The organism is Pedobacter sp. UYEF25, from assembly GCF_054061655.1.
The window spans coordinates 1-15,499 of record NZ_JBSSEL010000013.1; the positions used below are offsets into that span (position 1 = coordinate 1).

The following is a 15,499-nucleotide window of genomic DNA, read 5'->3' on the forward strand; positions in this document are numbered from 1 at the left end:
CTACCATTGTAAACCAGTTGCAGGACTAAAAATAAACTGTAAACCTATTGCAGGATTAATAAATTAAAATGTAAACTTTTTTTAGGACGAGTCATAACGCTGCAAATCCTCGCTCGTCCCTCGCTGTGGGTTTTCCGCTCCTATCCCTCACGCAAAAATCAATCGGCCACCAAAAATTTGCCGACCAGGGGTTTTGAGCGTTGTGACGTTGAATTTAAATTTGGGATTTTCAACGTCGAGGAATATTTACATTATATGGGTTTATTCAAAATTCATTTTCTATCGTACGTATTTACAGGGAAAATTTAATCTAAACATAATTTTATTAAATTGGAAAACAGAGTTGAAGAATAACTTGATAACTTTGAATTTATACATCGATTTTAGCTATATGACTTTAACTCAATTAGAATATATTGTTGCAGTAGATACTTACAGAAGTTTTGTTGCAGCCGCAGAAAAATGTTTCGTTACTCAGCCGACTTTAAGTATGCAAGTTCAAAAATTAGAAGACATGTTAAACGTTAAAATATTCGATAGAAGTACACAGCCCGTAAATCCAACTGAAATTGGCGTACACATCATCGCGCAAGCCAGAACCATTTTGCAAGAAGCCGGTAAAGTTAAAGAATTGATTAGTGCACAAAAATTAGAAGTATCTGGCGAGTTAAAAATTGGGGTAATCCCAACAGTTGCACCTTATTTACTTCCGAAGGTTATTGCAAATATGCTCTCGAAATATCCCGATTTAAAACTTATGATTTGGGAATATACCACAGAAGATATACTGATGCATTTAAAAACAGGCGTATTAGATTGCGGCATTCTTGCTACGCCTTTAATAGATGCGAACATAATCGAAAATGTACTTTACTATGAGAATTTTGTTGCTTATTTGAATAAAGGCAGCAAGCTCTATAAAAAAAAACTTATAGACCCAATAGAATTAAACGACGAAAATGTTTGGGTACTGAATGAAGGCCACTGTATGCGTAATCAAGTGTTGAACATCTGTCGATCTACAAAAAACAATAGGCTTCAAGGTTTAGAATACAATACGGGAAGTGTAGAAACGCTGGTTAGAATGGTGGATTTAAATGGCGGCGCCACCTTGTTGCCAGAGCTAGGGGCAGAAGAGCTGACGGGAAAACAGAAAGGTAGACTACGTAGTTTCAAAGTTCCCGAACCCGTTAGAGAAATTAGTTTAGTGACCCATAAAAACTTTATAAAGCACAGAATGCTAAATCTTTTTAAAACGGAAATTCTAGAAACCATCCCAAAACACATGAAAAACAAGAAGAAGAAGGATGTGGTTAGCGTGTAATAATTAGCATAGCTTTACATGCAGGAATTATGAAAGAAAGTGGTTTGGAGATTTAGATTAGCTTTCAGATTAGTTTCTTGAAAACCATAATTCAGTGTCCTAACTGAGGAATATCCATTACCTCTACTTCTGCTGAGCATAAACGCTACTTTTATCGGTTTGCAAAGCCGAATTTTTTGCTTTTATATTTAAGGCAAATTGGGCGATTGCGCAAAAACCTAATAGCTAGTGCCTGTAGCCGAGCTCATTAATTCTAAACTTTCATTCTGTCCCACCCTTAAAATCACCGGAAAAATCACCTCTTTTTTTAAATTATCTCCCCAAGCTTCTTTCAATTCAGTTAACACAAACTCTATAGGGTTTCTTTCATTTGCATTTTTATAGTGCTGCAATGCAGACCAAGTATTCAAGTAACCGATAAGTTCGTCGAATGTCCAATAGCCTTTAATTTCGAATTTAGGCGTTTCGATTTCATTAAATGGAAACGGAATAGAAGTATAGTTTTCTTCTATATACTTTCGCTCAGCGTCCCAGTATTTTCCTAAAATTTGTTCGTAAAGTTTCCATATCACGGCATCCACTGCTTTATCAATTGTCATCAACCCATAGCCAAAAACAGCCACAATACCGTTCGGTTTTAAGGTTCGGCTTACCTGTGCGTAAAACGAATCGAAATTAAACCAATGAACGGCCTGCCCTATGGTGATGAGATCAAACTCCTGATCTGAAAAAACTGGTTCTTCAGCCGCAGCAAGCTGATAAATAACATTGGGTAATGCCAAGGCATTTTTCAACTGGTTTTCGCTAATGTCTGTGGCTTGAACCAGCTTAAACTGTTGAGCCAATATCCTTGCAACCTGTCCGTTTCCTGTGGCGCAATCCCAAGCACAGTTTTTATATGGGATAAGTTTATATAGATAGTCAAACAGTGCGGTTGGATAATTTGGGCGATAAACTGCATATTGAGCAGATTGCTTGGAAAAATTGTCTTTCATTTTCTTATGTTAACTTGGTAAATTGCCGGACAAGGAGTGACCTACATAAAACATAAAAAAGGATTTACAGTTTTATTAAAAAGATAGCTTTATCTATAAATTAATATATTTACCGTTTTTATGCAAAATTTAGCCCCTTTAGCCGAGCGCCTGCGGCCCAAAAATCTAAGTGAATATGTTGGTCAAACTCATCTGGTGGGCGATAACGCAGTGTTGCGAAAAGCCATAGAAAGCGGACAACTTCCATCGATGATTTTTTGGGGGCCACCGGGTGTTGGGAAAACCACGTTGGCATACATTATATCTCAAGCATTAGATAGGCCATTCTTCAATTTAAGCGCAATAAATAGCGGCGTAAAAGACATTAGAGAAATTATAGAAAAAGCGTCGGGCCTAAAAGACAGTTTGCTTGGAAAGCCTATTTTATTCATCGATGAAATTCATCGCTTTAGCAAATCACAACAAGACAGTTTATTGGGAGCAGTGGAGCGAGGGATTATCACGCTGATTGGTGCAACGACAGAAAATCCATCTTTTGAAGTGATTTCTGCGTTGCTTTCTCGCTGCCAGGTGTATATTTTGCAACCGCTTACAGAAGCAGAATTGGTCGGATTGCTCGATACAGCACTAAAACAAGATAAAATTCTGGCTGCTAAGCATATCAAGATAAAAGATTATGAAGCCCTTATTCGCCTCTCTGGCGGAGACGCGCGCAAGCTGCTTAACGTTTTAGAGATTGCCATAAATGGAATAGGCGGGGAGGAAATCTTAATCACCAACGAAAATGTATTGGAGCACGCTCAACAAAACCTTGCCTTATACGATAAAGCCGGCGAACAACATTATGACATTATCTCCGCATTTATAAAATCCATCCGCGGAAGCGATCCAAATGCTGCTGTTTACTGGTTGGCCAGAATGATAGAAGGAGGTGAAGATCCGCTTTTTATTGCCCGCAGATTGCTTATCCTTTCCTCCGAAGACATAGGGAACGCCAATCCGAATGCATTGTTGCTCGCAAACAACTGCTTTGCGGCTGTAAATGTTATCGGCTACCCAGAGGCAAGGATTATTTTGTCTCAGTGCGTAACCTATCTCGCAAGTTCTGCAAAAAGCAACGCTGCATATCAAGCAATTGGTAAAGCGCAGTCGTTGGTTAAGCAAACGGGCAACCTACCTGTGCCGTTGCATTTGAGAAATGCCCCTACCAAGTTGATGAAAAATATCGGTTATGGAAAGGATTATCAGTACTCGCATGGGTATGAGGGCAATTTTTCTGCGCAAGAATATCTGCCGGAAAGTATCAGCGGCACCACTTTATACGAACCTGGCAACAATGCGGCGGAAACCAAATTGAGGGAAACATTAAAGCACAACTGGAAAGACAAATACAATTATTAAATTATTGTAATAATTTTTTATGTTTGTTGTCAAACAGATACTAAACTCCAACGTCACTATGCTGTCTATTTTTTTAAATCATCAATGGAAATCTTTTTGGCGTTCAAGAAATAAAGCAGGAAGCATTGCTAGCCAACTCATTATAGGCTTTTTTATTTTATATTTTATGGCCATCGCCATTTTTATTGGCATAGCAATGGCTCCTATTTTAACAAAGGTTTTTCCCGGTCAATCTGCTGTTGTTAGTTTCAACGGACTAATTTTATATTATTTTGCAGCTGATTTTTTGATGCGGATGCAATTGCAAGAGCTGCCGACATTAAGCATTATCCCTTATCTCCATTTAAAGATAAAAAAAACGGAAATTGTAAGATTTTTAAATGTTAAATCTCTTTTCACGGGATTTAACCTACTTCCGATCTTTATATTTTTCCCTTTCATTTTTGTAAAAATCGCGCCGACTTACGGTATCGTGGTTTGTGCCATGTATATTGTTGCAATAATTTCTTTTTCTATTTTTAATAATTTTCTAGCGCTCTATGTAAAGCGTAAGTCTATTGCAAATGCCACATATACGCTGGTAGGTTTTGCCATACTTGTTGCGCTAGGTTTATTAGATTATTTTAAAGTTATATCCATATTAGCTGCTTCTGCATCTGTTTTTGGCTTTATTGCTAAGTATCCGTTAACCGCATTTATATTTACCATTGCAGCAATCGGGTTGTTTTTGCTCAATTCTAAATACCTTTTAAGCAATTTATATGTAGAGGAATTAGGTAGCAAAACAGAAAAGAAAGTAAGTACAGATTATGCATTCCTAAATAGATTTGGAAAAGTTGGAGAGCTCGCCGCGCTTGAATTAAAACTAATTTTGCGCCATAAAAGACCCCGTTCTGCAATGATTATGGGTTGCCTTTTTTTATTTTATGGTTTTTTATTTTACAAAAAAGAAGCCATCGGCAGAGATGCATTTGGCATGATGATGTTCGGCGCAATTTTCATGACCGGAATATCTGTAATTATATATGGTCAATTTATGTTTGCTTGGCAAAGCGCCCATTTCGACGGCTTATTGAGTAGTAAAATAAATTTGAAAAACTTTATCAAAGCAAAATTTCTGCTCTTCACCATTGGCTGTACCATCATTACCATATTAGCAAGTTTTTATGGGTTTCTAAGCCCGAAGCTTATTCTATTACAAATCGTAGCCTATGTGTACAACATCGGTTTTGGAACAGTGGTAGTACTTTATCTCGCCACTTTAAATTACAAGCGCCTAGACATTAACAAAGCGGCGAGTTTTAATTATCAAGGCACGGGTGCCACACAGTGGCTGCTTATGTTCCCATATGCACTTACTCCGATATTAATTTATCTCCCGTTTGGCATCGCTAACCTTCCATATTATGGTCTGCTGGCCGTTTTTATTTTCGGCTCGGTTATGCTGCTGATGAGAAACTTTTGGGTAGACTTCCTGACAAAGAGATTTGAAAAACAACGTTATAAAATAGCCGAAGGCTTTAGAGAATAATTATGGTGTTAGAAATTAATAATTTAAAGAAAATTTACGGAGATAAAACCGTTGTAGACATTCCGTCCCTGAAGATTAAGGCTGGAGAAACTGTTGGCTTAGTGGGAAATAACGGTGCGGGTAAGACCACGTTTTTTAGAATGCTTTTAGATTTAATACGCCCTTCTGAAGGAGAAGTGCTGTCGAAAACTGAAAATGTGATGCTTAGCAGCACTTGGAAAGATTATACCGCTTCATTTTTGGATGAAGGTTTTTTGATAGACTATTTAACGCCCGAAGAGTATTTTATTTTCGTAGGAAGTTTGCACGATTTAAGTATTGGCGATGTACAAGCCTATTTGAATAAATACCATGAGTTTTTTAATGGCGAGGTGCTAAACAGTGGTAAATACATTCGCGATTTTAGCAAAGGCAACCAAAATAAAGTAGGAATCGCGGCAGCGCTTATGCAAAAACCAGAAATTCTGATTTTGGATGAACCCTTCGCAAATCTAGATCCTACCACACAAATTAGACTTAAAAAGTTACTTAAAGAACAAGCTGGCCAAATGACTACATTTATCTCAAGCCATGATTTGAGCCATGTTACAGAGGTTTGTAACCGCATAGTTCTTTTAGAAAAAGGGAAGGTGATTAAAGATTTCGAAACCGACGAAAATTCGTTGAGAGAGTTAGAAAGCTATTTCTCTGCTTAAAGTTTGTACTAGAAATAATACAATTGCTAAGCTTGCTGAGCAAAATAACAGTTACACTTTTAATACGCTACTCTTTTATGGCGATCAATACTCAAAAAGTTTAAAAATTCATCCGTTTCTACTTTTTGGCATTGTGTTTGAATATCTTCGATAAATCACAAACTTAAAAAAATTATGAATATTTCGAAATTAAGAATAGCCACACTAAGCATAGGATTGGCAATTGGAGCAATGGGGCTTCAAAGCTGCGATAGTTTAACAAAAACACAAAAAGGAGCCGGTATCGGAGCAGCAGCTGGTGGTATTGTCGGTGCATTGATTGGAAAAAAAGCAGGAAATACAGCGGTTGGGGCTTTAATTGGTGGCGCAATAGGTGGTACTGCTGGCGCTTTTATAGGAAGGAGAATGGATAAACAAGCTGCAGAAATACAAAAAGCGATTCCTAACGCAGAAGTAATACGCGAAGGTGAGGGCATTATTGTGAAGTTCGACAGTGGCATTTTGTTCGATTTTGATAAGTATGCCTTGAAGGACAATGCAAAAACGAATATTCAAAGTTTGGCAGCATCTTTAAACCAGTACCCAAATACCAATATCAAGGTTATTGGCCATACCGATAGCGTTGGTGCGGTAAATTACAACCAAAAATTATCAGAAAGAAGAGCGGCAGCGGTTAAAGCATATGCAGTTTCTCAAGGTGTCCCATCTAATAGGTTAGAAACAATGGGTAAAGGTTCTACAGAGCCGATTGCAAGTAACGCAAGTGATGCAGGACGTGCAGAAAACCGCAGGGTAGAAATTGTAATCGTTGCAAACGATCAGTTAAAACAAGAAGCAAAAACTCAAGGATAATATAAATTTATTTTTAAGATGAAAAGCTCCGACAAAATCGGAGCTTTTTTGTTTTGGCAACTAGTTGTAAATGTCTTCAAAATAGCCAACAACGAGAGATTTCATCAACATCTCCTGTTCCATTGAGGTATAAGGAGGTATTGGCCGCATTAACTTCCAATGTGGCCAACCGTCTTGGTCCAACCCTTCCAGCTCGTAAAATCCCATTTCGCTAAGCAGCCTGCAAGTTGCTACATGCATCAGTTCCTCTTTTTGCCGTTTGCTGTATTTTCTAGTTCCTTTTCCAAGTTCTTGTACGCCAATTAAAAATAGCATTACTTTAAGATCTGGAAAGTCTGAATCGAATTCTTTCGCAATCTTTTGTTGCAGTGCCTTCCACTTTGCATTTACTTCCGAAGGTGTCATATGGGCAAAGGTAAGATTAAAAAAGATGTAATATAAACATATAAAACGTTCTATAATTGTATTTTTGAGCATAACCCGTTATCATGAACAATTCGTACGAAAGAAAAATAACTGTTGGATTGCTTGCTTATGGCATGTCTGGAAAAGTTTTCCAAGCACCGTTTTTTTCAACCCATCCAGGGTTTAATTTAAAAGCCGTTGTAGAGCGTAATGCACAGAATGCGCAGATAGATTACCCAAACATTTTATCTTACAACAGCGTTGAAAAACTTTTTGCAGATGATGAAATCGATTTGGTAGTTGTTAATACCCCAAATTTCCTTCACTTCGAACATGTTAAATTAGCACTTAGCAGTGGCAAACATGTATTGGTAGAAAAACCGTTTACAGCAACATCGAAGCAAGCCAAAGAACTTTTTACGCTCGCCGACAAACAAGGTAAAAAGATTTTCTTTTTTCAGAACAGGAGATACGATGGCGATTTCCTATCAGTTAAGAAAGTATTAGAAAGCGGCATTTTAGGCAAACTAAATGAATTGCACATACGATATGATCGGTTTAGGAATTTTGTTGGTCCGAAAAAGTTTAAAGAAACGCCAATGGCAGCAAGCGGTTTGCTGTACGATCTAGGACCTCATTTGTTAGATCAAGTGATCAGCTTATTTGGCGCGCCGCTTAATTATCATAAAATTTTAGGAAAAAATAGACCTGACACGCAGGTGGATGATTTCTTCAGCATACAATTAACCTACCCTGAGAGCGTCTATATTTTTGTAACTTCTAGTATGCTTGTCGTTGAGCCGCAACCTTGTTTTGTACTTCACGGCGCCAACGGTACGTTTGTAAAAGACCGATCTGATGCCCAGGAAAATCAACTGATAGCAGGTGTTAGACCGAATAGCCCAACCTACGGCTTAGAGGAGAAAAATTCAGAAGGGATATTAACCACAATAAACGAGGCTGGTGAAAAATTAAAACAATTTGTGCCTTCAGAGCGGGGCAATTATATGCCTTTATTTGAATCTGTTTATCAAGGCATCACGAATGACGAGGCGTTTCCAATTACGCGGGCACAGGTATTGTTGCAACTAGAAATTTTAGAAAACTAATCTGTAACTATTTTATAATTAAGCATAATGAGCAATTTGCCTTGGGTGTATTTGGTGCCAATCTTTTTTTTGAGTTTGTATTTTATTCTCAAAAAGAAGAAGGTTAATTTGGTTAAGGTTACAGATGAAGATCGGCAAATACTAAATGATAAAGTGTCATTTTACCAGCGATTGGACACTTCCGATAAGGTAAAATTCGAAGGTAAAATCGAAGCTTTTCTTGGTAGTACTAAAATAGAAGGCATAGAAATCGAGATTACAGCTTTAGATGAGATGCTGATTGCTGCAAGTGCAATTATTCCTATTTTCGGTTTTGAGGACTGGAAATACAAAAACTTAACGTCGGTGCTGTTATATCCAGATACGTTTAACGCGGAATTTCAGTTCAACAATTCCAAGGATTTAGAAAGTGTTGGACAGGTACTTGGTGGCAACCGGAACATTATGGGAATGGTTGGTAGTGGTTTTATGAACGGTCAAATGATTTTATCTAGGGCAGCGCTGATCCATGGATTTGCAAATGCCGTAGATGCTGAGAATACAGGAATTCATGAGTTTGTTCATTTATTGGATAAGTCAGACGGTGCAGCGGACGGCATTCCAGAAAATCTTCTCGCACATCGATATACGCTGCCATGGTTGAAGATGATGCACGAAGAAATGGATAGGATCTCCAAAAATAAATCAGAAATAAACCCGTACGCATCTGTAAATGAAGCAGAATTTTTTGCTGTAACTTCAGAATATTTTTTCGAACGCCCCGATAAGCTTAAAGAACATCATCCAGAAATATACGAACTTTTATCAATGATTTTTGCTCAAAATCCAGCCAATTAAAGCCGTTTTATTTTATAAACTTCCTGTAAGTGCTACCATAAATTCAGTGGTAATCTCTATATGTGGTATGTGTCCGCAGCCATCAAATTCTACTAGTTTGGCGCCAGGAATCCTCGCTGCAGTCTGCTTTCCTAAAAATCTATATTGGCCGTGCAGGGTTTGCTGGGCAGGAGACAATAGATTTTTTCCAACAATGGTTTTATCTTCCTTCCCGATGAATAATACAGTTGGCACGCGCAGATTTTGAAATTCGTAAAACACCGGTTGCTCATAAATCATCGTATAGATTTCGGCAGCAATTTTTGCATAACGGGGAAAATCAGCACTTAACGTAACGCCCGCAGCGACGCTGACCAATTGTTCATAAGGCGCCTTCCAAACGGTAAAATAAGACGAACGATAATAATTTCTAATACTTGCAGCGGTCGCCTTCAGTTCATTTTGATATTGTTGTTCGGTACTAATATAGGGCACAAAAGTTCTGTAATCTTCTAAACCAATCGGATCTTCTAACAAAAGTTTTTCCGTTTTTTCCGGATACATCAACGCAAATCTCGTCGCCAACATGCCGCCCATACTGTGCCCTAAAATACTTGCTTTTGCGATACCTAACGTATCTAATAACCTCTTATTCCACGCTGCCAATTGATGGAAGCTGTAATGAATAAACGCTTTCGAAGACCTACCAAAACCGATTTGGTCTGGTGCAATTACTCTAAAGCCAGCTGCTGTTAAACCTTTAATCACCTCGCCCCAATAGTAACCGCCAAAATTCTTTCCATGAAAAAGTACAACAGTTCTGCCGTTTGGCCTATTGGTTGGTGCTACATCCATGTAAGCCATTCTTAAATCTTGGCCCTCTGTATGAATTGGAAAATATTTAACCACATATGGATATGGAACATTTTCCAACGTGATAGAAAGGGTATCCATCTTTTGAGCCATACAATAAGCTGCGGTCGATATCAATACAGTGAAAACCAAAAGTGTTTTTTTCATACAGTAATAACGTTGTTTAAACATTTTTGCCAATTTAGCATATTTTTTTTTAGGACAAAGTTTTGGCTTTTCTACGAAAAACCGATCGCCTTTGCCTTTTACTTCTTCATCAACATAATTTGGGCGTTCCCTTCGGGCAGGCTTTCCGTTCCAATCTTTTTGTTCGTTCCTCTCAAAAAGGATTTTTTCTTCAATCCTTAACGCAGGATTGAACCAATTCATGCGCGACTATTAGACTGTATCAAAATTGATAGAATCTCTATAAAGAAAAATCCAAATAAAGCGATGATGCCTGACTCCATTTCTTTTTTTTAAAACAACCAGGCTTTAAAATTGTCTTTTTTGTGAATTATAAAATAGAATATGGAATATAGAAAAATAGGACATTCAGATTTAGAACTTTCTGTCATCACTTTCGGCGCTTGGGCTGCTGGGGGGTGGATGTGGGGAAGTACTGATAGAAACGAAGCCAAAGAAGCAATTAAAGCAAGTTATGATTTAGGCGTTACAAGCATAGATACCGCACCGATTTACGGTCAGGGAGAGAGCGAAGAAATTGTAGCTGATGCCATTAAAGGCATCGGTAGAGACAAGATTCAGCTGCTTACAAAATTTGGCATGCGTTGGGACTTGAATAAAGGTAAGCTTGCCATGAAGAGTAAAGATAACGATGGCAAAGCTATTGATGTGTATAAATACGCAGGAAAGGAAAGCGTTATTTATGAATGTGAGCAGTCGTTAAAAAGGTTAAAAACGGATTATATAGATCTTTATCAAATTCATTGGCCAGATGAGACCACGCCTATGGATGAAACAATGGAAGCGGTTGAAAGCTTAATTAAAGAAGGAAAAGTGCGTTTTGCAGACGTTTGTAATTACAACGCCAATCAGGTAAAAGAAGCTTGCGAAACTCTAAATATCATCTCCGATCAAATTCCTTTTAGTATGGTTAATCGAGGTGTAGAAGAAAAAACAGTTCCGTATTGTATCGAACATCAAAAATCTATTTTGGCCTACAGCCCAATGGAACGCGGCTTACTGACTGGTAAGATTACCGAGGATTATAAGTTCGAAGATGGAGATCATCGAAAAGACAATAAATTTTTTGAGGAGGAGAACGTTAAGAAAACGAATGCTTTTTTAGCTAAAATTAAACCAATTGCAGATGATAAAGGCGTAAGTTTGTCGCAACTGGTATTGCGTTGGACGATAGAACAGCCGGGAATAACGATTGCACTTGTGGGTGCACGCAACGCCAAGCAATCTATCCAAAATGCAAAGGCGGTAAATGTTAAACTTAGCAAAGAAGAGTTGACATTTATTACCAAAGAATTGGATGATTCAGCATTAAAATTTTAGTTAGAAAAACATTATCAATGTCAAAATTATTTTCTCCATTAACGATTAAGGACGTAACTTTTAAAAATCGAATCGTAATTTCTCCAATGTGTCAATATTCTTCGGTAGATGGGTTTGCTACAGATTGGCATTTGGTTCATTTAGGCAGTCGGGCTGTCGGTGGGGCAAGTTTAATTATTCAGGAGGCATCTGCAGTGGCAGAAAATGGAAGGATTACATACGGCGATTTGGGTATCTGGAAAGATGATCATATTGAAAAACTAAAGCAAATTGTAGATTTTATTCATCAGAATGGGTCTATTGCCGGAATTCAGCTGGCACATGCCGGTCGCAAGGCGAGTTGCGAGGTGCCTTGGCATGGAGGTGAGCAGATAAAAGAGGGCAGTAACAGCTGGCTTCCGGTTGCACCTTCTGCTCAGCCGTTTAAATCAGATCAGCGTACTCCTCACCAACTTTCCGTTGAAGAAATAAAGCAGATTACGTTAGATTTTGTGAATGCAACCACACGGTCTGTAAAAGCTGGTTATAAAGTGTTGGAAATCCATGCCGCACATGGATATTTAATGCATGAGTTTTTTAGTCCACTTAGCAACAGCCGTACGGATGAATATGGCGGTAGTTTTGAAAATCGAATTCGTTTTACAGTGGAAATAGTAGAAGCCATAAAAACTGTGTGGCCAGAAAACCTTCCGCTTTTTGTACGGATATCTGCTACAGATTGGACAGAAAATGGATGGAACGCAGATGATTCCGTAAAATTATCGACAGTATTAAAGCACATGGGAGTAGACTTAATAGATACCTCTTCTGGCGGAAATGTTCCGGATGCAGTTATTCCCGCTGGGCCAAATTATCAGGTTTCTTTTGCAAAAAAGATAAAACAAGAAGCGAAAATTGCAACCGGCGCTGTCGGCGTTATTACGGAAGCGAAACAGGCAGAAAACATACTAGAATCAGAAGAGGCAGACATGATTTTCATCGCAAGAGAGTCATTACGTCAACCCTATTTCCCTATGCAAGCAGCTAAAGCATTGGGAGATGACATTGAATGGCCTGTGCAATACGTAAGGGCGAAGCGCTAAGGATATCGGGTTATTTTATATACTGAAGAAATCATCACCTACCGATTGATTAAAAAACCCATCAAAGATTTTAAATCCTTGATGGGTTTAATTTTTAAATTCGTCCTTTTTCTATTTTTTTAACACATTATTCCTTTAATTCACAAGCGTAAAAGGCAAATAAATTCCGAATGTAATGTTTCTACCCGAATTGTAAACACCTAGATTAGGTTGGGTTTGATCAAACCTGCCCGGTTTAAACCTACTTAGCGCATTATAATATTTCTGGTCTAATAGGTTATTTCCTGCAATAGAAAGTTTTACAGGCTGTTTACCGAGTTTAATAGTTGCGCCAATTCCCGCATTCAGCAAAGTATATCCGCTTGTTGGAGTTTCAAATATTTGATCTACCCTTGTCTGCTTAAAAGCTGAAGTTATTCCCACAGAAAAGTAAGTATCTGCAACTGTTCTAAACTTTGGCTCGAACCTAAGTTCGTTGCGTAAACTTGCAGCAGGAATAAAGGACAATGGTTTATTTAAGCTTTGATTTTGCGCGTGTACATACCCAAACGTATTCTCAAAATGGATGAAGGGAACAGGATGAATAGTTAAACTAGCTTCCGCACCGTATAAGTTTGCATTTACTTGTCCGTAGCGATATACCGCATAGGTAGTTCCATCTACGGTTTTCCGTTCTCCATTATTTGAGGCATAAATAAAATTATGGATGTAGTTGTTGTAGATGCTAGCGCTTACGTTAATTATAGTTGCATCATACTCTAACGAGGCATCGGTCTGGTAACTTTGCTCTGGATTTAGAGTTGGATTCCCTATTTCGTACCTAAAAGATCCTTCATGCACACCATTGCTTCCCAATTCTGCGGGATTTGGCGCCCTAAATGCTGACCCAACATTTGCTTTAAAGTTTAATTGATCATTAAACTGATGCGTAAAGCCTACCGCTCCACTTACATTCGAAAACTTATTGGTAAAAGGGGCAAATTTTTCGGCATCATCTACAAATAATTGTTTGCCGTCATTTTTACGGTAATCATATCTTGCACCCAGACTTAACGTATTGGTTTCCCAGTTTTTCTTGGCATATACAAATCCACCAATACCATAAGTATCATAGGCAGGAACCAAAAACTCTGTTCCTTTATTTTCACTATGTGCATCATCCAAACTCAAGCCAACAACTGGCTGCCAACCATTCATTTCGTGCAAAAAATATTTCAAATCTGCTGAGTATGTTTTTAGATCGAAAAACAACGCAGGATCTGCACTAGCCAATTCTCTTCGCTGATTTTTTTGGTAGGCAAAATCAGCCTTTAAGTTGCCGTTGCCCAAAATGAAGTTGTTATTTAATACAATTTTAAAGTGCCTAATATCTTGTCGGGGAAAATCCAATGTGCGATTTGTATATTCACCATTCGTGTAAGAGGTACCATCTTCCTTAACAAAATTCCCATTTTCATCTAAAGTTGGCTCATAAAAACCAATATTATTTTTAAAATTAGAGACATTTAAATGGGTATAACCCCAGCTCTTATTTAGTCCAACCATCCCACTTAAATCTGTTTCATTAAAGCCAGAATTTGGAAAATAACCGGTTGGCGTTTTAAAAGAATAGGCATTTTTGTAGGTTCCTCTGGCACGCCAAACAAATCCGTTCTCATTTCCGTTTAGCATTAAAGAATTTGCAGTCAGGCCATTGTTTGTGGCGTAATTTGAAATAAATTCCCCTTTAATTTGTCCTTCGGGCGCACTTGTAGGTTCTAATAAATTAATTACCCCGGCTAAAGCGTCAGAGCCATACATTAAAGATGCCGCCCCGCGCAAAACCTCGACCCTATCTGATTTAAACTGATCTATTTCTATGCCATGCTCATCTCCCCATTGCTGTCCTTCTTGTTTCACTCCATCATCTAAAGTTACCACTCTATTATAGCCTAAACCTCTTATCACAGGTTTAGATATGGATGGTCCTGTAGTAATTTCGTTTACTCCGGGCAGTTTAGCAAGCGCATCTATCAAATTACTGGAAGGAGCCAACAGCTGGTTTTTGTCGACGACGCTAACTGATGTACTATTTCGCTTTCCAGTACTACTAAGCAAATTTCCGGTAATAACAACCTCTTTTGTTTCTATAGAAGTAGGAGTGAGTGCAAAATCCAAGCTAGAAGTGCTTGCCAAGTTGATCGTCTTTGTGTTCGAAATATATCCTAAATACCTAACCTCTATCAAATAACTACCTTTATTTGGAAGATTGCCTAATGAGAAGTTTCCGTTTTTATCTGTTTCGGCAGAAACCTTTAAATCGGGGATGAAAATGGTAGCGCCTGGTAAACTTTGGTTGTTGCTCGCATCAATAACTTTACCAGTAATTGTTCTAAAGGCATCGGCAGATGCCACACTATAGTTAATAAGCATAGCGAAAAACGCGATGCCCACAAGTTTTAATTTGTTCATGTGTGTTTTGTATGTAGTTACAATACGTTAGCTCCACCGACAGTGCCGGGAAAAAGACGTAAAGGAAATTAAGAATTTGAGCAGATTTTGCTCATTAGCTAAACTACACCTCAGGCGGTCCCCGCAAGCTGGTTCGGATTAATTTGGTGTAGGAACTTGGAAAAACTGGTTCCGACGGACAAAAAATCTTTACAGATAAATAGACTTTATAAAGATGGTGTGTTGATGTATAATGCTTTGTGAAACTTGCCTTACATATTAAACAATCTGAAGCATGGGCTTGTACGTGACTTAAATGTGTACAATGGGCTTCTTTGGGAGGATCTGGAATGATTTCATGATGATGCAAAACGCTCCAAGGAGTTAAAGCAATTGCAAAAACAGCCAACATACATGTCGATAAAATTTTGCGTACTTTTTCTTTGTGTCTCCTCACTCTCGCAAAAGTAGGCAATGTTT

The 15,499-nt window shown here is 38.2% G+C and carries 13 protein-coding genes; 9 read left to right on the forward strand and 4 right to left on the reverse strand.

Annotation, left to right across the window (positions count from 1 at the left end; all coding sequences use genetic code 11):
* Nucleotides 1-391: 391 nt before the first annotated feature.
* Nucleotides 392-1,324 carry a LysR substrate-binding domain-containing protein gene (locus ACVWYG_RS12745; protein WP_457270612.1) on the forward strand — a complete coding sequence of 311 codons (933 nt, stop codon included), beginning with the start codon at nt 392-394 and terminating at the stop codon, nt 1,322-1,324.
* 218 nt (nt 1,325-1,542) lie between these two features.
* Here the strand turns inward: ACVWYG_RS12745 and ACVWYG_RS12750 are convergent, their stop codons facing one another.
* Nucleotides 1,543-2,319, reverse strand: coding sequence for a class I SAM-dependent methyltransferase (locus ACVWYG_RS12750; protein WP_457270613.1), 777 nt, complete (start codon nt 2,317-2,319; stop codon nt 1,543-1,545).
* Nucleotides 2,320-2,439: 120 nt separating this feature from the next.
* On the opposite strand from ACVWYG_RS12750, the gene ACVWYG_RS12755 reads away from it, so the two are divergent.
* The 4 genes from ACVWYG_RS12755 to ACVWYG_RS12770 all read left to right on the forward strand — a co-directional run bounded on the left by ACVWYG_RS12755 (nt 2,440) and on the right by ACVWYG_RS12770 (nt 6,798).
* Nucleotides 2,440-3,720 carry a replication-associated recombination protein A gene (locus ACVWYG_RS12755; protein ID WP_457270614.1) on the forward strand — a complete coding sequence of 427 codons (1,281 nt, stop codon included), beginning with the start codon at nt 2,440-2,442 and terminating at the stop codon, nt 3,718-3,720.
* A gap of 58 nt (nt 3,721-3,778) precedes the next feature.
* Nucleotides 3,779-5,251 carry a DUF5687 family protein gene (locus tag ACVWYG_RS12760; protein ID WP_457270615.1) on the forward strand — a complete coding sequence of 491 codons (1,473 nt, stop codon included), beginning with the start codon at nt 3,779-3,781 and terminating at the stop codon, nt 5,249-5,251.
* Nucleotides 5,252-5,253: 2 nt separating this feature from the next.
* Nucleotides 5,254-5,946 carry an ABC transporter ATP-binding protein gene (locus ACVWYG_RS12765; RefSeq protein WP_457270616.1) on the forward strand — a complete coding sequence of 231 codons (693 nt, stop codon included), beginning with the start codon at nt 5,254-5,256 and terminating at the stop codon, nt 5,944-5,946.
* 174 nt (nt 5,947-6,120) lie between these two features.
* Nucleotides 6,121-6,798, forward strand: coding sequence for an OmpA family protein (locus ACVWYG_RS12770; RefSeq protein WP_457270617.1), 678 nt, complete (start codon nt 6,121-6,123; stop codon nt 6,796-6,798).
* Between the two features lie 60 nt (nt 6,799-6,858).
* Here the strand turns inward: ACVWYG_RS12770 and ACVWYG_RS12775 are convergent, their stop codons facing one another.
* A complete protein-coding gene (locus tag ACVWYG_RS12775) occupies nt 6,859-7,203 on the reverse strand; it encodes a hypothetical protein (protein ID WP_457270618.1) in 345 nt (114 codons plus the stop codon).
* Nucleotides 7,204-7,286: 83 nt separating this feature from the next.
* Here ACVWYG_RS12775 and ACVWYG_RS12780 point away from each other — a divergent pair, with 83 nt between their 5' ends.
* Both ACVWYG_RS12780 and ACVWYG_RS12785 read left to right on the forward strand, forming a co-directional pair.
* Nucleotides 7,287-8,312, forward strand: a complete 1,026-nt coding sequence (locus ACVWYG_RS12780) for a Gfo/Idh/MocA family oxidoreductase (RefSeq protein ID WP_457270619.1) — start codon at nt 7,287-7,289, stop codon at nt 8,310-8,312.
* Between the two features lie 27 nt (nt 8,313-8,339).
* Nucleotides 8,340-9,149: a M90 family metallopeptidase gene (locus ACVWYG_RS12785; protein WP_457270620.1), complete on the forward strand. Its 810-nt coding sequence runs from the start codon at nt 8,340-8,342 to the stop codon at nt 9,147-9,149.
* Between the two features lie 12 nt (nt 9,150-9,161).
* Here the strand turns inward: ACVWYG_RS12785 and ACVWYG_RS12790 are convergent, their stop codons facing one another.
* On the reverse strand, nt 9,162-10,370 hold the full coding sequence (locus ACVWYG_RS12790; protein ID WP_457270621.1) for an alpha/beta fold hydrolase: 1,209 nt from the start codon (nt 10,368-10,370) through the stop codon (nt 9,162-9,164).
* Between the two features lie 141 nt (nt 10,371-10,511).
* Between ACVWYG_RS12790 and ACVWYG_RS12795 the strand changes: the two genes are divergently transcribed.
* Entirely contained in the window at nt 10,512-11,507 is a 996-nt protein-coding gene (locus ACVWYG_RS12795) for an aldo/keto reductase (RefSeq protein ID WP_457270622.1), read from the forward strand.
* 17 nt (nt 11,508-11,524) lie between these two features.
* Nucleotides 11,525-12,589 carry an NADPH dehydrogenase NamA gene (namA, locus tag ACVWYG_RS12800; protein WP_457270623.1) on the forward strand — a complete coding sequence of 355 codons (1,065 nt, stop codon included), beginning with the start codon at nt 11,525-11,527 and terminating at the stop codon, nt 12,587-12,589.
* 135 nt (nt 12,590-12,724) lie between these two features.
* On the opposite strand, the gene ACVWYG_RS12805 is transcribed toward namA, so the two are convergent.
* The gene (locus tag ACVWYG_RS12805) at nt 12,725-15,040 is read right to left on the reverse strand and encodes a TonB-dependent receptor (protein WP_457270624.1); all 2,316 of its coding nucleotides are present in this window, start codon (nt 15,038-15,040) and stop codon (nt 12,725-12,727) included.
* Nucleotides 15,041-15,499: the final 459 nt, after the last annotated feature.